Origin of the sequence: Desulfosporosinus orientis DSM 765 (genome assembly GCF_000235605.1) — a bacterium.
In the GTDB taxonomy this organism is placed as follows: domain Bacteria; phylum Bacillota; class Desulfitobacteriia; order Desulfitobacteriales; family Desulfitobacteriaceae; genus Desulfosporosinus; species Desulfosporosinus orientis.
This window is the reverse complement of sequence record NC_016584.1, coordinates 5,439,499-5,457,284: the sequence shown is the minus strand read 5'-3', so window position 1 is coordinate 5,457,284 and position 17,786 is coordinate 5,439,499. Positions and strand designations below refer to the sequence as shown.

Below are 17,786 nucleotides of genomic sequence, written 5' to 3'. Positions count from 1 at the left end.
TTGGAGGTAACAGCATTGGTTGAAGATGCTTTCTACATCCGCAGGATGTGGAGCTTTTCCCACGCTTTGGATCTGGGTTTGGTTGATGAGGAAGTTGAGAGAGATTTACAGATTTCAGTGGGGGAAAGGCACGGTGAACGAGTCGCCTATATTGCTATGCGTTTAGGGCGTTCTCTTGGCTTAAATAAAAAAGCTCTTGTCCATCTTACGGTTGCCGGATTGCTCCATGACATTGGAGCATTAGGCTTCTTTAGAGAGTATGAGGGGGACCGCCGGCTCCTTCAAAGGCATTGCTTTGTTGGAGCTTCAATAGTTCAGCGTTTTCCTGCCGGTGACATTCTTGCTCAAGCAATCAAATATCACCATGAGACTCCCGATCCGGCACATGGCGCCTTGCATGCTTCGGAGGCAGAAGTTCCTTTGATGGCGCGTATCTTATCTTTTGCAGACCAAGTGGATCTTTTAATAAAACGAAGATTAACGAGTCGAAAGGATAGAGAAGAGATCATTGACTGGGTTTCTTCAAACACTGGGACCTTATTTTATTCTGAAGTTGCTGCAGCCTTTAAACAAGTAGCACAAAAAGAGGCGTTTTGGCTGGATCTGGACCAGCCGGATCTGCTTCAAATTGCTCTTGAACTATTATGCGGAAAATGGCATTTGCCGTCGACAAGGGATTTGAAGAGTGGCTTTACCGATGACTTAGCGGCAACCTTTGCCGATTTGATTGACCAGAAAAGTAAGTTTACAGCGCGTCACTCACGGTCCGTTGCCGAAACCGTTCAGCATTTAGCTGAGGGACTGGGCTGGCAGGATGAACGACTGCATGAAATTTATACGGCCGGTTTACTCCACGACTTAGGTAAGCTCTCAATACCTAGAAAAATATTGGATAAGCCTGGTCCTCTTGACTCTATGGAAATAAAAATTATTCGCACACATACATATTACACCCATCGCTTATTGACTCAGGCCGGGTTTCCCACTCGAATGGTAGAATGGGCCGCGCACCACCATGAGCGCCTTGATGGCAAAGGCTATCCTTTTGCTTTAGGGGAAAATGAACTTGACGAGGGTTCGCGAGTTATGGCTATAGCGGATATTTTTGCTGCATTAACTGAAGATCGCCCTTATCGTAAAGCAATGAGTCAGGGTGAAGCTCTTGCTTTGATTCAGCGTGGAGCAGGGACGATGCTGGACCCCGGGTTAATCGATGTGGCGAAAAGGGTGTTATAGGGGGGACTTGTGTGCACAGCCCTCGGTGCTTACGACGCAGAGCAAACTAACCGTTTAAACTCCTGGCTTTGGGGAGCGGGGTTCATCCTTCGGCGATAGTATTATTTGGAGAACCCGCCTACGGCGATAATCTCCACTGGAGATTATCGGGCCAAAAGCGCCATCCATGGCGCATTGGCCGCAGCGCACGTCCGTGTGCGCTGCCCCGTATCTGGGGTCAGGAGTTTAAACGGAAGTTTGCTTTTCTGCTTTCGTAAAGACCTCGTGCTCGTGTCACACTGCGTCCCTAGCTTAGGGGTCGAGGGAACGGAATATGGGGTCGGACGGCACATAAATGTGCGCCGTCAGCTGTGGGTTGGAGTGGGATTGTGTTTGGGGGATGAAGAGGCATTTGTGGAGATAGAGTAAGGATTCAAGAAGTGTCAACACTGCATCCCTGGCTTAGGGGTCGAAGGAACGGAATATGGGGTCGGACGGCACATAAATGTGCACCGTCTGAAAGTGGGTTGAGAGTTGTCCGAAATACTACCGGACGTAGGTGAGGCCGCAAGGAATTTGAAGTATATTCTTTCTGAGTTTGTTCATACGTGCTTAAACAAACTCAGAAAGAGTATACTTTTTATGCTGTTCGGAAGGCAAAAACATAGATGAATTCCGGGGTTGTGCCAGAAGTCTTCTCCGCTAAATTAACCCGTGGGAAGCTTTCTTACATTATTTGTGGTAAAGTTATAGAAAGGTTGTAGTGATAATAACCAATGAAGAAAGGGGGATAACGTTGTTTTACCCTTTTGAAATGGAGCAATATCTGGAATCCTTATTGGGTGAAAGGGACACTCTATTAAGAGAAATTGAGGAGCAGGCTCTCAAAGAGACAATTCCTATAGTGACACCTATGGTTGGCAATTTTCTCAACTTACTTGTACACATGTCAAAAGCCAAGAGAATCTTGGAAATAGGAACAGCTATCGGATATTCAACCATTTGGCTGGCGCATGGGGCGAAAGAGACCGGAGGGCATGTTACTACGATTGATATGAATAAAGATCGTCTGGCGCGAGCTAAGGAAAACATCAATCGGGCAGGACTTTCCGAACAGGTTACAGCTATAGAGGGGGATGCTCGCAAGGTTCTTAAGACTCTGGATTCAGAGTTTGATTTTGTTTTCGTTGATGCAGCTAAAGGAGAATATTTAGAGTACTTAAATCTCATTTATCCCTTGATTGAACAAAGGGGATTGTTAGTTGTGGATAATGTTTTATTTAGGGGATGGGTTGTTCCGGGGAGTGCTTTTGCACCTAAATATGACCGTATGGTAGGCGGGCTGCGCCGCTTTTTAGAGGATCTTTCCTTGAACCCGGACTTTTCCACGTCTGTTTTACCTTTTGGAGATGGGGTGTCGGTTAGTCGGAGGATAGGAAAATGACATCTGTTCAGCGCTATGGAGAAATTGATGTGCTTAGAGCCCTGGCGATCATTTTAATGGTGCTTTTTCATTTCGTTTATGATTTAAGAGAATTCGCAGCAATCAATATCAACTATGAAAGTCCCCTGTGGTTTGTGATAGGGAAGGCTTCGGCACTGATTTTTATATTTATATCGGGGCTTGCCAGCGGCTTAAGCAGATCTCCCGTGAGACGGGGATTGATAGTTTTTCTTTTGGGGATGGTTGTTTCAGTTGTTACTTATTTGGCATTGGCTGATATGTACGTGCGTTTTGGCATCCTGCATTTTTTAGGTGTGGCGATGATATTATTTCCGCTGCTCAACACTTTGTCATCACCGCTGCTGCTTATTTTAAGTGGGTTGGCGGCTTTGTTGGGATTTTTACTTAATAAAATTGTGCTGAGAACCAGTCTATTAATTCCTTTTGGAGTCATATATAAGAACTTTAGTACTGTAGATTATTATCCTCTTTTTCCCTATATAAGTGTTACTATCCTGGGAATTCTTGCTTATCGACATTATTATGCCCGCAGGGATAAACGTCTGTTTAAACTTGAAGTCAGATCTAAGTCCATTCGTTGGTTGAGCCGGCATTCATTGGCAATCTATTTAGTCCATCAGCCTATCCTGTTACTAATAATTCTGGGGGTACGATTTTTAAAGTAACACATCATGCCAAAATATGGTATCATCTAGGTAAAGGCGTATCATACTATAGGAAGGAGCCGACAGTTTTGGCTATGTTCGTTCATGAACATTTGATGCAGGCGGTTTACTTTGCTCCCCGTGGGAAAAAGCGTCTTCTCTTTTTGGGATCCAATATTACCCAACGTTATTTGAGTCCTGAGGATAAGTTGATTGGGTTTGTCGGGGATGCTGGGGCCGGTAAGTCCCTGCTGATACGAGGAATGTTTCCGGGCTTAGAACTTACCAATGACGATGATGGAATTAATATTCGCCCCTTACCTTTAATGGAGGATGCCGATCGGGGGCATTTTCGCTATCATACTTATCATTTAGATGTCCGCTTCGAGTCAGCGTTTACTCAACCATGGATCATTGCGGAAGCTATTCAGAAAGCCATCTCAACGGGACATCGAGTGGTGGTTGAGCATTTTGATCTTGTTTACCCTCAGCTTAAAGTCAATGCTGAGGTTTTGATTGGAGTTGGCGAAGAAGTTATTGTCACGCGTCCCACGGTATTCGGACCGGAACCGAAAAGTATTGCGGATATCGTTTTTGATTCCATTAAATATCGCCGCATGGCCCACAGTGCTGAGGATATTACGTCCATGATCCTTGAGGAAATGGGTTTGGATAAGCCTGAAGTGCATAGTGACATAAAACATGGCTTTGTCTTAGAACTTCCGGAAAAGCCGGATATTGACTTGGATTTAGTAGAGCAGCGGGTTCTGGATCTGATTAATGCTAATTTGCCTATATGTTTTGCCAATGATGAACACATTAAGGTCGGCGAAATGATTTATCCCTGTACGGGGCCTCGCATCCATATTCGACGGTCCGGTGATATTAAAGGGTTTCACCTGTTGAAGGAATTCAGATTCGACCCCATTGCCCAGCTTTATACCATTGCAGGCATTGTGGGTGAAGAAGTAACCCCAGCTCGTTCACTGGATCTATTCGCTTCAAGAAAGCCTGAGTTTTAAAGGACATAAAGCCATCACCATGCCTTATTAGTAAGTCCTTGCTGAGGCTGCGGGTTGGCGTTTTAAGGACTATTCTGCTAAACTATAACAGTATTCCCAAAAGAAAGGTAAGGTTATCGATATGCAGCGTTCCAATGGCCGAGGAAATCATGAATTACGTCCTGTTAAAATTACGCGGAAGTTTACGAACATACCGGAAGGTTCCGTCCTGATAGAGATCGGAGAAACAAGGGTTTTGTGTACAGCCAGTATTGAAGAAAAAGTGCCCCATTTTCAGAAAGGGACAGGCAAAGGCTGGGTTACGGCAGAATATGCCATGATCCCGCGAGCTACTCAAACTCGCACCCAACGAGAGGCAAGTAAAGGTAAACTTACTGGCCGTACTATGGAAATTCAACGACTCATAGGCCGAGCCTTGCGATCGGTTATTGATTTGAAAAAGCTTGGTGAGCGAACAATCTGGCTGGATTGTGATGTCTTGCAAGCCGATGGGGGAACTCGTACGGCGTCTATTACCGGAGCCTATGTAGCGATGATGGATGCTGTTCAATTCTTGTTGGAGAAGAAGCTTATTAAGGCAAATCCGGTGTTGGATTCCTTAGCCGCTGTTTCCGTCGGAAAAGTTCTGGGAACTGGGGTTCTAGACTTAGAATACGAAGAAGATTCTCAGGCGGAAGTAGATATGAATATTGTTATGACTGGGTCAGGCAAGTTCGTAGAAATTCAAGGGACTGCTGAAGAAGTACCCTTTGATCGCGAAGATCTCAACAACTTTTTAGAGTTGGCTGAAAAGGGAATTCGCTCCTTAATGGACGTTCAGAAATCCGCGCTGGAGACAAACACATGAAGATAATACTGGCGACTCAAAATAAAGGTAAAATCCGGGAACTCCAAGATCTGCTTGTTGACGAAGATATCCAAGTGCTTTCACTTAAGGATATCGAAGGCTGGGAAGATGTCGAGGAGAATGGAGAAACCTTTGCGGATAATGCCATGTTAAAAGCCAGAGCGGCTGTTGAGAAAACCGGCTTAATTGCTTTAGCTGATGATTCCGGCCTGGAAGTAGACGCTTTAGGCGGCAGGCCGGGAGTGTTTTCGGCACGTTTTGCCGGAGAACCGAAAGATGACGAGAGAAACAATAACAAACTCCTGCAGCTCCTACGAGATGTTCCGGAGGATAAAAGGTCGGCTCGCTTTCGCTGCGCCTTGGTGGTGGCAACGCCCGATGGCCGTGAATTTCTGACGGAAGGTACTGTAGAAGGAAGGATCTTGAGGGAGCGCCGCGGCAGCGATGGATTTGGTTATGATCCACTCTTCTATGTGCCGGATTACTCACGGACTATGGCTGAGCTAACCTTGGCTGTGAAGAATAAGCTCAGTCATCGCGGGCAGGCTTTTCGCAAGGTGATTCCAATTCTGAAATCTCTAAAATCATAGAATGACTTTACTATAAAGCTTACTATAAAGCTGAAAATAGGACTTAAAAAACTTAGAAAAAAGTTCAGTTTTTTTCAATACATTTCCTTGACGAAAACCTAAAGATGAGCTATACTAACTAAGTCACCAAATCGGGGTATAGCGCAGCTTGGTAGCGCGCCTGCCTTGGGAGCAGGAGGCCGGGGGTTCAAATCCCTCTGCCCCGACCATTTTATTTAGGTCGAAGTTCGAGGGAACTTCGAATTTATAGTTCAAAAGGCTATAAATTTAAACCTGGAAGTTTTGAGCTGGACCGTTATAATGCGCCTGTAGCTCAGTTGGATAGAGCATCTGCCTTCTAAGCAGGTTGTCGGGGGTTCGAGTCTCTCCAGGCGCACCAATCACGCAGACTTTATGGTGGGTGTGGCGAAGTGGTTAACGCACCGGGTTGTGGTTCCGGCATTCGTGGGTTCGAAACCCATCACCCACCCCATAATGTAAACTAGCACCGAGAATTTATTCTCGGTGTTTTTTGTTTAAGTCAAAGATAACTTAAAATAGTAAATTTGACTTGGCCTTCTTTGGATTTCCGGGGTCGGGCGGCTTCGCCACATCCTGCAAGAAAAGCTAATTCGTGCGAAGACAGTGTCTTCGTCACCGCAGCATTCCGAGGCTCGCCCGCTCGCGGTTGCGGGAGCTTCCTTCAGCGGGTAAGTATTCTTTGGAGATAGCCGCTTCGGCGAAAATGTCCACCGGACACTTTCGTGCCAAACCTCCGGGTAGTACCTGGAGTGAACGCTGGCCATGACGATAAGCGGACGAGCTTATCGCCACACTGCAGCTCATTATACATACTCCTGCAGTGTGGATTTGCCGAGTGTCCCCGAAGCCCGAAGACACTGTCTTCGCACGAATTAGCCTTCTTGCAGGACGGCGAAAGGGGACCCAGGCTCCGCAATCCCCACAACCGCTTTGTGGGCTTTTATCGCCTCTCCATGCCATGGGTTCGCTTCTGTGGACGAAGCTTCCCTGGCCTTCGGGTCTTTGGGTTTTGGGGCGTGCTTTTGAGGGAGTTTTCAAGGTGAGCTTTTCAGAGTAGTAGATACCTTGGCACAATAATTGCAGTTAATAAACATGTTTTAGCTAATTTACCGTAAAAAGGGCTATAAATAGTTGATTTTATAAATAGAGGAGTGTGGTGACGTTGGCTTATATTTTGGGGATAGATACCGGAGGTACTTACACTGATGGTGTAATCTTAGATTTTAAAGGCAGAACGGTTGTGAAAAAGGCAAAAGCATTCACAACGCCACAGGATCTTACTATTGGTATTAAAGAATGCATCGATAATTTAGGAGAACTCAATCCAAACGAGGTTAAAATGGTTTGTCTTTCCACAACCCTTGCCACAAATGCCATTGTTGAAGGGCGCGGCGGCAAGGTTGGTTTGATATTGATCGGCAACAAACCCCCTGGAGTTTTTCCGGCCCAAAAAGTCGGCTTAGTTTCCGGTGGACACGATGGGTTGGGGAGTCCTGTCTGTGAACTGGACCAAACAGCATTAGAACAGGTCATTAGGGGTATGAAAGGGGAAGTAGACACTTTAGCTATTTCCGGAATCTTTAGTATCAGAAATCCCGAACATGAAAATCTTGCCAAAGAGTTAGTGCATCAGGAATGGGATGTTCCGATTGTGTGTGCTCATGAGCTAAGCTCGAACATAGGACTCTATGAACGGACAGTGACTGCCTGTTTAAATGCTAAGCTGCTGCCCATCATAGCAGATCTGCTGATTGCCGTTAAACAAGTACTAAAGAACAAGCTGATCGATGTTCCTATCATGATTGTCAAAGGAGACGGGTCATTGATCAGCGAAGAGAAGGCCCGCTTTAAACCTATTGAGACCATCTTGTCCGGGCCCGCTGCGAGTATTGTCGGGGCCATGTTCCTCTCAGGATTGGAAACATTTTTAACCCTGGACATGGGCGGTACCACTTCGGATATCGGAATTATTCAGAATAAATGCTGGCGAATGCATGAAGAGGGTGCTATTGTAGCAGGCTGGAGAACTCATATTGACACGGCAGGTATTAGTACCGTAGGTCTCGGCGGCGACAGTTACATAACCGTTCAAGGAAAAGGCCAGTTGACCATTGGCCCGACCCGGGTTATTCCCCTGAGTGTGGTGGGTGAACGCTATCCCTATCTGGCGGGGGAGTTAAATCAAATGCAGCGGACGAAAGCCCTTTGCTCGGATCGCATTTTTAATGGACAAACTATGGATAGTTGGATCATACTCAAGACTCCTCGTGCTCGGGAAGCCTTAAATGGGGATGAACAACTTATCATTGAGGCTTTAGAAGATGGACCACATAATACGCAAATCATCAAAAATCGAATCGGAAAATACGTAAGTCCTTTTGCTTTAAAATCATTGGAGCAAGCCGGAATCATTGGCCGAATCTCATTTACACCCACAGACGCTCTGCATTGTCTGGGACAGTTTAAACAATGGAACGTTGAAACCGCACTTGCTGGAGCAAGAGTCCTGGCCAATACCTACGGCTGTGATCAGGAGAAGTTTGTAAGTCTTTGTCTGGAAAAAATGACCCAATCCTTAGCTCTTGCCATTTTACAAGGAATATCCTTAAAACAAGGCTATTCCTTTGATATAAACGATCCGAACTTTAAGTTCTTCCTGGAGCCCTTTCTAAAGCCAACGAACCAGAACTTAGATATTCAAGTTCCTATTCGTTTGAATTATCCTGTTGTTGCCATCGGTGCTCCGGTGACAGCTTACTTGCCCGCAGTAGGAGACTTATTGCAGACTAAAGTGATTATCCCTGAACACAGTGAAGTCGCTAATGCTATTGGAGCGGCCATGGGTAAGGTGAGCGAAAAAGTTATTGTATTGATTAGACCGGGTTATACGGTTCACGCTCCGTGGGGATTGGAAAAATATACGTTATATGAAGAGGCCTGTGATCAAGTTCTGACCCAGGGGAAAGAGCTGGCCTTAGAAAATGCCAAACAAACAGGCATTATTGAGCCTGAGCTTATCATAAACCGGGATAAAGTGACCACTGAAACAGATTTTGGGCCGGTATTTATTGAAGAGTACTTCGAAATTATCGCCTCCGGATATTGTCAGGAGAGGGTGATTTAAAATGTCTTGCATTCTAGGAATAGATACCGGCGGAACCTTTACAGATAGTGTCCTCTTGGATTTTGAGAAAAAGACCATTCTAGCCAAAGCCAAAGCATTTACCACACCTCAGGATTTAACTATTGGTATCAAAGAGTCTGTCGGCAATTTGGGTGGGATTGAACCAGAAACAATCAAAATGGTCTCTCTGTCCACAACCTTGGCAACGAACTCAATTGTTGAAGGCCGGGGCGGCAGGGTAGGTCTGATTCTAATCGGTAAAAGAAAACCAAAAGGGGACTTGCCGGCCCATAGAGTTGCCCTGATTTCAGGAGGGCATAACTTATATGGAGTGCCCTTTACCGAACTTGATACCCAAGAACTGTCAAGAGCCATCGAGCAGATGAAAGGAGAAGTTGACACTCTTGCTATATCAGGGAATTTAAGCATCAGAAACCCTGCCCATGAACAAGAGGTCCGGGAAATCATACGCAGGGAATGGGATGTTCCTATTGTTTGTGCTCACGAACTCAGTTCGAAATTAGGATATCACGCTCGAACAGTGACGGCCTGTTTAAATGCCAGGCTGCTGCCGATTATCAGGGAGCTATTGGGGGCAGTTAAGAGTGTTCTTAGAGATAAAGGTATTATGGCCCCAGTCATGGTTGTCAAAGGAGACGGTTCTTTAATCAATGAAGAAGCGGCCTATGAAAAACCCATTGAGACCATTTTGTCCGGGCCTGCTGCCAGTGTGGTAGGGGCAACCTTTCTCACAGGTATGGAAACTGTCTTGACCCTGGATATGGGCGGTACCACAACAGATATTGGCATCGTCAAAAATCATCGTTGGCGGATGAATGAGGCGGGAGCCATCGTTGCCGGCTGGAGAACCCATATCAATACTGCAGAAATCAGCACCTTTGGTATAGGCGGAGACAGTAATATTAAAATTGATGCCGGCAGTTATGTGCGAGGGGCCAACCAAGGAAAACTAACTATCGGACCGGCTCGGGTATGGCCATTAAGTGTAGCTGCTGTACGTTACCCTCATTTAATAGAGGAACTCAAATCGATCAAAGGGAAGCGAACTGTTTATCAAGGGCAGGCCGTGGATTGCTGGATGATACTGAAGCAGCCCCGGCACCTGGAAAGTCTAAGATCCGATGAAAGGGCCATAGTGGAAGTGCTGGTGAAAGAAGCCCACAATATCCTGGCCTTAGAAAAGCGCTTAGGGGGTTCCCTCAGTCCCTTAGCCATGAACTCTCTTGAACAGGCCCAAATTATCGGTCGAATCTCCTTCACACCGACGGATGTTTTACATTCCTTAGGTATGTTAAAAAAATGGAGTACTGCGGCAGCCCTTGAAGGCTCCAGAATTTTAGCTCTCGAATATGGCTGCTCTGCCGAACGTTTTGCCCAGTATTGTCTGGAACAGATTACCCAGTCTCTGACCATTTCAGTCTTGCAAAGTCTAGTCTCAAAACAAGGGCATAACTTTTCTATCCAGGAGGATCAAAGCTTTAATTTTTTGACGAACCCTCTTTTCAAGCAGAACCATCCTGATCATGACTTCAGCCTGCGGATTGGTCTGAACTATCCTATTGCAGCCATCGGGGCGCCTGTTGAGTCGTATTTACCCGCTGTAGGCAATTTGCTGAATACCCAAGTGACGATCCCGGAACATAGTGAGGTTGCCAATGCTGTTGGAGCAGCAGTAGGCAAAGTCAGTGAACGAGTAACCGTAGTCATTAAACCCGGTTTCAAAGTGCATGCACCTTGGGGGTGCGAGGGATACATGCAGTTGGAAGATGCCCGGGAGAGTATTCTGGTCAAAGGAAAGGCCAGAGTTATGGAAAATGCTCGCCAAGCTGGGCTTAAAAATCCCGAGATAGTGATTAATCACGATGTTACTTCTTGCCAGACGGATTTCGGAGAAGTCTTTCTCAGTGAAGTTTTTGAGATCACAGCCTCAGGTTATCCGCAGAACATATTTTAAGCAAAACTAATTCAAGATGGAGTTGCTTACGCCTAGGTCCGGTTTTTTAAGCCTGACCTAGGCGTATTTTTCTATCAACAGGCAATCTCAAACTTGCAATCCATGATGATGCTCCCCCCCAAAAAAAGCTGACTGGCATCGTAAAGATATGATGTAAGGGTTATGGAAGCTTGAAAATTTATATTTAATGGCTGCTTACTTAAAGATTTTATGAAATGAGGGAAACGAATGCAAAGGACAAAATCAATTAAAAAACAAATAGCTGTTGGAATTACAGCTGCACTTTTGGTGCTGCCAATGGGCATATCCCCAGCTTTTGCGGACACTGCCACATCAACTGGGACAACAACGACTGCTGCTGCAGACTCCAGTGCTAACACCACAACTACAGATAATGCAGCTAATGATGTCGCAAGTACGGATACTGGAAACACCGGCACAGGCACAGATGTTACAGGTACCGACAGCACTAATTCAGACGTTGATTCAGACTCTAATGCTGAAGATCAGGATAATGATTCTGTGGCTGTAGTGGATGAAGACGGCAATACGGTTGATCCCGCTAATTGGCTGACAGATTTAATTGGGAAGCTCCAAATAGCCTTAACCTTTGATCCTGTTCACAAAAGTCAGTTAATGGAAGAACATGCCTTAAAGAAGTTGGCAAAAGCCCAGAAATTAATGGCTGAAGGGAAAACGGAAGAATCACAAACGGTTTTTTATGAATATGCAGATAAGATTGCGAAAGCCCAAGAATTCTTAGATAAGGTTGAGGACCCCAGTTCAGAAGAAGCCCAAAAACTTACGTTAGCCCTTACAAATGTTAATCAAAAGAACGTTGAGGTTTTAGGAAACTTATTAGAAAAGCTTCCTCCTCAAGCCGCTCAAAAGGTGGCGCTTAATGTGGTACGCTCTATGGAAAAGGCAGTTACTAAACTGGAAAAACAGGATGCTCAGGTTGACAGTACCACTGAATCAGATACAGTTCCAGTAACGGTTGCTCCGGCAACAGATCCTGCCACCCCGGCAGCGGATCAAAAGGAACTCAAAAAACAAGCTAAAGCAGCCTTGAAGGAATTTAAAAAATCCCTTCAGGAAAAAGGGAACTTTCATTTAAATGACAGTGATGATAATGATCAAGACCAAGATCAAGATAACGACGATACAGATGATACAGATGCTGCAGTTTCTGCTCAGGATCCCGTTGCAAGCTCCAGTCAGCCAACCTCTGTGACTGTTGCCCCGGGTACACTGAAGTCAATGCCTTCAGTTAGTGGAGAACATGACAAAATTGAACGTCAAAATCAGGATAAGAATCATGATGAGAAAGGTAAGGATGACAACAATAAACAGGATGATCACCAGGGCAAAAAATAAAACCCCTTATCAGGTTATCAGGTTTTAATCAATCCATTGAAAAGCGGTTCAGTATAGAGTGAGCCGCTTCTTTTTTCACTACTCAGAAAGTATAAACTTGCGTTATATACTGCAAGATGGCTAATACGCGCGAAGACAGTGTCTGCAAGAAGAGATAATCCGTTCGAAGACAGTGTCTTCGTTGGCGGCCAGCCAAGTTTTCTAATAGTCTTCTAAACTTATGAGGCTTCGTGGTATACTAAATATTATCAAGCACCTTAAGGGATGGAGAAGTTTATGGGCAAGGCGAAGCCAAGTGCCGATGATTTGCGGCGCCAGATAGGTTATACAATAGTTACTTTCTTAAGTGTATTTCTGTTTATCCCAGTGCTGTGGTTTATTCATTTATTCTCCGGAAATCAGAGTCTCTTTATTCGCTGGGGATGGTGTTCCGCTTTCTTAGTGATTTTTAATGGGGTATTCTATTATTGGAAGTATCCTGTCAATTGGCTGAGAAATCTTCTGGCTTTAGTTGGAATTGATTTCCTGATTCTTTTATTTGAGTATTTTTGGTTAATTCAAGGGATGAGTTAAGATACAGAGCCCTGGAAGTTGGGACCGGCAAAGCTTTGTTTATGTGCTTTGGATTATATAAAACACAAGGAAAACTCCAACTGCGAGGACTAAACCGGTGAGGGCAGTGTTTAATATTGATGAGGACTCATAGGTGCCCTCAGTGATTTGTTTTTCTGTTCTTTTGTATTTGATAAAGGCAGATACACTCATGATGGCACCAAGGCCAACGAGAATTATTCCAACGATGGAAGATGATCCAAGAGAAGAAGGCAATGTATGCTCATCTTGTCCTAAAACGTATGCCATTTGTCTTACAAACAATGAAAATCTCTCTACGACGAAACCGAATCCCATTATTCCTATAGATGTTCTAATCCATGCCAGAAACGTTCTCTCATTGGCCATATAAAAGCGTGGGTCACCAGCTTTTGCCTGCTTAGCTTCTTTAATGGTTTTAGACATAGAGCATCCTCCTATAGTGTTATCTTTTATTCATTATAACTTATTGTCTGGCGGCCATGAGAGAATTTTGTCTTGGTGTCAGGGGCAATGAAGGTTTAATGAGTATAAAAGCCTGTATAAACAATTAAACCCGCATGAAATGCGGGTTTAAAAACAAAGTATGGTGCGAGAGAAGGGACTCGAACCCCCACGGTTTCCCGCTGGAACCTAAATCCAGTGCGTCTGCCAGTTCCGCCACTCTCGCGAGATAAAATTACTGTAACAGAAAGGATTGTATCATAATTTCTTGAATCTGACAAGTGGAAGCTTTTAGCAGTTTAAGTTAAGGTTAATTTAGAGTATGTTCTTAAGGCTTAGCCTTTCATTGTCATGGATAAAGTCGAAATATTGTTTTAAGGAAGTCACTTCTCCAAGAGAAAGTGCAGGATCTTTTGATTCTATGAATTTTCTCAGCCTCTCGATGGCTAGATCGATTCTGTCAATTTCTTGATGATCTAAAATTACGCTCCACCAAGTGCCGTTATTATTCCAGTTTTCTTGGACAATCGCTAATTCCTCATTCGCTGCCTGCCATTTTTCCGTGTAAATAGATTCTTGAATGACCTGAAGATGAGCGCTGGCAGTATCAGTCGTGTTTTCAACAAATCTATAAGAAGTAATAGAGCCTATCAAAAAGAATAGGATAATCACAATAATCGTTGAAACCGTTCTCAGCATATTATCACCTCACATCAGGATTTTTTTTCTTTTTATTATTTTTTTGCTTTTTGGGCTGCTTCTTTTCTTGAGCAAATAGATTCCCCGAGGAATCAAGACTGGCAATAAACACATCTTCAATTTGATGGATCTTTTGTTTTTTAAGCTCCTTTTTCAGCCATTGGATGTCCTTATTATAATGCTCGAGGTTTTTTTTATTTAATTTGCCGTCCATGATAACTGTCAGCGGAAGTCCTTCATATTGAGGGCTTATTTTAAAGTCATCGGGGATTGTTGGTCGTTTATTAGTTTTCGGAATAACACTTAATTGTCCGTTGTTTTCTAAAATAGCAAACTCAACATCGGCAATATTCGGCATATTATTGAGTCTCAGCTCTTCAAGCAGATCCGTAATGTTATAACAGTTTTTTCGCAATTCATCCTGGGATATTTTCCCCCGATCGATGAGAATGCTGGGTTTACCGCAAATAATATTCCTCGCTTTTTCACTTTTTAAAGATATCCAGGCTAGGGTAAGACTTGCCGAGAGAAGTACTAGGATAGGAATAACGCCGCTCAGCATAGGAACCCCGACATTTTCACTGGGGACAGCCGCAAGTTCCGAGATCATGAGAATAACCACTAACTCAAAAGGCTGTAATTGTCCGATTTCTCTTTTTCCCATTAAACGCAGGGCGATAATGACAAGGGCATACAATATTAGAGTCCTTACAACAACAATCAGCATTATTTGTCACCTTTCTTAGTTGAAGTAATCAGCAAGTTATAGGTTTAAAATGGGTTGTGGCATCAAGAACTTAAAAATTATTTTGCCCTGATTAAAAAGACTTATCCATGACCTATTTCAAAGGGTTAGGCTATTTGATTAGAAGATGCAAGTCTGTTATAATTGATTAGTAATTTTTTCTTTAGATGTATTTGGCTTAAGCGAGGGTTTGTAGTCTTTTAAAAACGGGAAGACTAACGAGTATCCACAGCTGCCTTGCACATAGACTAATTAGTGTTTAAGGGGGAGAACATAATATGTCAGTTTCAGTAGAAAAACTTGAAAAAAATCTTGTTGCTTTGGAAGTTACCGTTGAAGCCGAAAAATTCGTAAATGCGGTCAATCAAGCTGCTAAAGTCCTGGCGAAGAAAGTCAACGTTCCTGGATTCCGTAAAGGTAAAGCACCACGTCGTCTCGTAGAACAGTATGTGGGAAAACAAGCCCTTTATGATGAAGCTCTGGATCAATTAGTCGGACCGGCTTATGCTCAAGCAGTTGGAGAAAGCGGAATTGAGCCCGTTGATCGTCCAAATGTTGACCTGGTGCAAATTGAAGAAGGAAAAGATCTTATCTTTAAGGCGAAAGTAGCAGTTAAACCAGAAGTTGAACTGGGTGAGTATAAAGGACTTAAGATTGAACAAAGTGCGGCAACCATCACAGAAGATGAAGTTATGGAAGCCTTAAAGAGCAAACAGCAGCAGCATGCCCGGCTTATAACCTTAGAAGAAGGTAAGGTAGAAAATGATGATACCGTTACCTTAGACTTCGAAGGATTTACCGATGGAGTTCCTTTTGTAGGCGGTAAAGCTGAAAACTATGAACTGGTTATCGGATCCGGTACTTTTATCCCTGGCTTTGAAGAAGGTTTAATTGGCGTTGAAATTGGACAACCTCATGATGTCAACGTTACCTTCCCTGCTGAATATCATAGTGCAGAGCTAGCAGGTAAAGACGCTGTGTTTAAAACAGTTGTCAAAAAAATCCAACGCAAGGAACTTTCTCCTTTGGACGATGAATTTGCAAAAGATGTCAGTGAATTTGAGACTCTGGATGAATTGAAAACTGATTTACGGAATAAATTAATGAAGACAGCTGAACAAAGAGCTAAAGATGAACATGTCAAAGCAATCGTGGCAAAAGTTGTGGACAATGCCAGCGTCGAAATTCCTGAAGTCATGATTACGGAAAGAATTAAACTAATGTTAGAAGATTTAAGTCGTAATCTTGCTCAACAAGGCTTGACACTTGAGCAGTACTATCAGTTCACAAACTCTACAGAAGAAGCCATGCAGGAGCAGGCTCGGCCTCAAGCTGCTGAAAGCGTCAAAACAGATTTAGTTTTAGAAACTGTTGCCAAAGCAGAAGGAATTGAGGTCACCGAAGACGAAGTAGACGAGGAAATGAAAAAACTTAGTGAGCGTCACGGTCAAGACGCTGGATTAATCAAGCAGACCCTAATCGCGCGTGGGGAGCTTCCGTTCTATAAACAAAGCATGATTAGTCAAAAGACAGTCAACTTTTTGGTAGAACAGAATTCCTAAAACCCAACGCCTTAGGGGAAATTCTGAGGTATAGAGGTGAGAGGATGGCAAAGTACACCGAAGACAAAAATCAACTCAAGTGTTCATTTTGCGGTAAGACTCAGGAGCAAGTCAAAAAATTAGTTGCTGGTCCAGGAGTTTATATTTGTGATGAATGCATTGAACTTTGTAATGAAATCATTGAGGAAGAGTTGACGGATGACTTAGGGGTTGAGATAGGGGATATTTTGAAACCTAAAGAAATTCGGGCGATCATTGATCAATACGTCATTGGTCAAGAGGATGCCAAAAAAGCACTCTCCGTTGCTGTCTACAATCATTACAAGCGAATTAACTTGGGCATGAAAATTGATGATGTTGAATTGCAAAAATCAAACATTATCATGCTTGGACCTACAGGTTCAGGAAAAACTTTGCTGGCCTCAACGTTGGCTAAAGTCCTTAATGTTCCCTTTGCAATCGCGGATGCTACTTCCTTAACCGAAGCAGGTTATGTCGGTGAGGATGTCGAAAATATTCTCTTAAAATTAATTCAAGCTGCTGACTACGATGTAGAAAAAGCAGAAAAAGGAATTGTCTATATCGATGAAATCGATAAAATAGCCAGAAAGTCAGAGAACCCTTCTATTACTCGTGATGTCTCCGGCGAAGGAGTTCAGCAGGCCCTCCTGAAAATTCTTGAAGGCACTGTTGCCAGCGTACCTCCCCAAGGCGGCCGCAAACATCCGCATCAAGAATTCATTCAGTTGGATACTACCAATATACTCTTTATTGTCGGCGGAGCTTTTGATGGGATTGAAAAAATCATCCAAAACCGAGTTGGCGAGAAGACCATGGGCTTTGGGGCAGCCATTCCCAATAAGGTCAATTTAAATGTTGGTGAAATCCTCAAAGGAATCCTACCTAGCGATCTGCAAAAGTATGGACTGATCCCGGAATTTGTTGGGCGCTTACCGGTCATTGTAACCCTTGAAGCTCTTGACGAAGCGGCTTTAGTTCGAATTTTGACAGAGCCTAAGAATGCTTTGGTCAAACAATACCAAAAGCTTATGGAGCTTGACGGTGTCACCTTGGAGTTTAAAGACGCAACTCTCACCACCATTGCTGCCGAGGCCATCCGCAGAAACACAGGAGCACGGGGATTAAGGTCAATCCTTGAGGATCTCATGCTCAACGTCATGTATGATCTGCCCTCCCGCAATGACGTTATGAAATGTGTGGTTACCCCGGAGGTTGTCATGAAGAAAGAAGAACCTCTGTTGGTGATGGCGGATAAAGTTAAAAAGGGTAAGAAAGAAGAATCGGCGTAGAGGCAATTTGACATTAGTCAAGTTAACTTAATTATTGATGACGAAATTAAAACACCGGTGAAGTATACAAATGCTTCATCGGTGTTTTTTAAAATTTATGTCGGTGTCCCTTAGCTTCCAGACAGCAAGCTTAATTAAGAAATGCTTTTATCTCA

General features: G+C 43.9%; 16 protein-coding genes and 4 tRNA genes. 15 read left to right on the top strand and 5 right to left on the bottom strand.

Going from position 1 to position 17,786, the window contains the following annotated elements; translation table 11 throughout:
• Positions 1-15 precede the first annotated feature (15 nt).
• The 9 genes from DESOR_RS25295 (at position 16) to DESOR_RS25255 (ending at position 6,255) form a co-directional block, all read left to right on the top strand.
• Complete coding sequence (locus DESOR_RS25295) at positions 16-1,236, top strand: HD domain-containing phosphohydrolase (RefSeq protein WP_014187443.1); 1,221 nt, start codon at positions 16-18, stop codon at positions 1,234-1,236.
• Positions 1,237-2,011: 775 nt separating this feature from the next.
• Positions 2,012-2,659, top strand: coding sequence for an O-methyltransferase (locus tag DESOR_RS25290; RefSeq protein ID WP_014187442.1), 648 nt, complete (start codon positions 2,012-2,014; stop codon positions 2,657-2,659).
• Positions 2,656-3,345, top strand: a complete 690-nt coding sequence (locus DESOR_RS25285) for a heparan-alpha-glucosaminide N-acetyltransferase (protein ID WP_014187441.1) — start codon at positions 2,656-2,658, stop codon at positions 3,343-3,345. The genes DESOR_RS25290 and DESOR_RS25285 overlap by 4 nt, the downstream gene beginning before the upstream one ends.
• A gap of 74 nt (positions 3,346-3,419) precedes the next feature.
• Positions 3,420-4,346 (top strand): hypothetical protein, encoded by a 927-nt coding sequence (locus DESOR_RS25280; RefSeq protein WP_042332771.1) that lies wholly within the window; start codon positions 3,420-3,422, stop codon positions 4,344-4,346.
• A gap of 121 nt (positions 4,347-4,467) precedes the next feature.
• Positions 4,468-5,193, top strand: a complete 726-nt coding sequence (gene rph, locus DESOR_RS25275) for a ribonuclease PH (RefSeq protein ID WP_014187439.1) — start codon at positions 4,468-4,470, stop codon at positions 5,191-5,193.
• Entirely contained in the window at positions 5,190-5,783 is a 594-nt protein-coding gene (locus tag DESOR_RS25270; RefSeq protein ID WP_014187438.1) for an XTP/dITP diphosphatase, read from the top strand. The genes rph and DESOR_RS25270 overlap by 4 nt, the downstream gene beginning before the upstream one ends.
• Before the next feature lie 132 nt (positions 5,784-5,915).
• A tRNA-Pro gene (locus tag DESOR_RS25265) sits at positions 5,916-5,992 on the top strand.
• Positions 5,993-6,085: 93 nt separating this feature from the next.
• Positions 6,086-6,162: transfer RNA gene (locus tag DESOR_RS25260), tRNA-Arg, on the top strand.
• A gap of 17 nt (positions 6,163-6,179) precedes the next feature.
• Positions 6,180-6,255, top strand: a tRNA-His gene (locus DESOR_RS25255).
• A 161-nt stretch (positions 6,256-6,416) separates the two neighbouring features.
• On the opposite strand, the gene DESOR_RS29145 is transcribed toward DESOR_RS25255, so the two are convergent.
• Positions 6,417-6,764 (bottom strand): hypothetical protein, encoded by a 348-nt coding sequence (locus tag DESOR_RS29145; RefSeq protein ID WP_148265324.1) that lies wholly within the window; start codon positions 6,762-6,764, stop codon positions 6,417-6,419.
• Positions 6,765-6,966: 202 nt separating this feature from the next.
• On the opposite strand from DESOR_RS29145, the gene DESOR_RS25245 reads away from it, so the two are divergent.
• From DESOR_RS25245 to DESOR_RS25230, 4 genes are all read left to right on the top strand, one after another.
• The gene (locus DESOR_RS25245) at positions 6,967-8,928 is read left to right on the top strand and encodes a hydantoinase/oxoprolinase family protein (protein ID WP_014187436.1); all 1,962 of its coding nucleotides are present in this window, start codon (positions 6,967-6,969) and stop codon (positions 8,926-8,928) included.
• A gap of 1 nt (position 8,929) precedes the next feature.
• Positions 8,930-10,903, top strand: coding sequence for a hydantoinase/oxoprolinase N-terminal domain-containing protein (locus tag DESOR_RS25240; protein ID WP_014187435.1), 1,974 nt, complete (start codon positions 8,930-8,932; stop codon positions 10,901-10,903).
• A 228-nt stretch (positions 10,904-11,131) separates the two neighbouring features.
• The gene (locus DESOR_RS25235; protein ID WP_014187434.1) at positions 11,132-12,280 is read left to right on the top strand and encodes a DUF5667 domain-containing protein; all 1,149 of its coding nucleotides are present in this window, start codon (positions 11,132-11,134) and stop codon (positions 12,278-12,280) included.
• A gap of 276 nt (positions 12,281-12,556) precedes the next feature.
• Complete coding sequence (locus tag DESOR_RS25230; RefSeq protein WP_014187433.1) at positions 12,557-12,853, top strand: hypothetical protein; 297 nt, start codon at positions 12,557-12,559, stop codon at positions 12,851-12,853.
• Positions 12,854-12,892: 39 nt separating this feature from the next.
• On the opposite strand, the gene DESOR_RS25225 is transcribed toward DESOR_RS25230, so the two are convergent.
• The 4 genes from DESOR_RS25225 to DESOR_RS25210 all read right to left on the bottom strand — a co-directional run bounded on the left by DESOR_RS25225 (position 12,893) and on the right by DESOR_RS25210 (position 14,741).
• The gene (locus DESOR_RS25225) at positions 12,893-13,297 is read right to left on the bottom strand and encodes a YidH family protein (protein WP_014187432.1); all 405 of its coding nucleotides are present in this window, start codon (positions 13,295-13,297) and stop codon (positions 12,893-12,895) included.
• Positions 13,298-13,458: 161 nt separating this feature from the next.
• Positions 13,459-13,541 (bottom strand) — tRNA-Leu (locus tag DESOR_RS25220).
• An 89-nt stretch (positions 13,542-13,630) separates the two neighbouring features.
• Positions 13,631-14,014 (bottom strand): DUF4363 family protein, encoded by a 384-nt coding sequence (locus DESOR_RS25215; RefSeq protein ID WP_014187431.1) that lies wholly within the window; start codon positions 14,012-14,014, stop codon positions 13,631-13,633.
• A gap of 4 nt (positions 14,015-14,018) precedes the next feature.
• Positions 14,019-14,741 (bottom strand): DUF421 domain-containing protein, encoded by a 723-nt coding sequence (locus tag DESOR_RS25210; protein ID WP_014187430.1) that lies wholly within the window; start codon positions 14,739-14,741, stop codon positions 14,019-14,021.
• Positions 14,742-15,037: 296 nt separating this feature from the next.
• Between DESOR_RS25210 and tig the strand changes: the two genes are divergently transcribed.
• Both tig and clpX read left to right on the top strand, forming a co-directional pair.
• Positions 15,038-16,321, top strand: a complete 1,284-nt coding sequence (tig, locus tag DESOR_RS25205; RefSeq protein ID WP_014187429.1) for a trigger factor — start codon at positions 15,038-15,040, stop codon at positions 16,319-16,321.
• A 44-nt stretch (positions 16,322-16,365) separates the two neighbouring features.
• On the top strand, positions 16,366-17,631 hold the full coding sequence (clpX, locus tag DESOR_RS25200) for an ATP-dependent Clp protease ATP-binding subunit ClpX (RefSeq protein WP_014187428.1): 1,266 nt from the start codon (positions 16,366-16,368) through the stop codon (positions 17,629-17,631).
• Positions 17,632-17,786 lie beyond the last annotated feature (155 nt).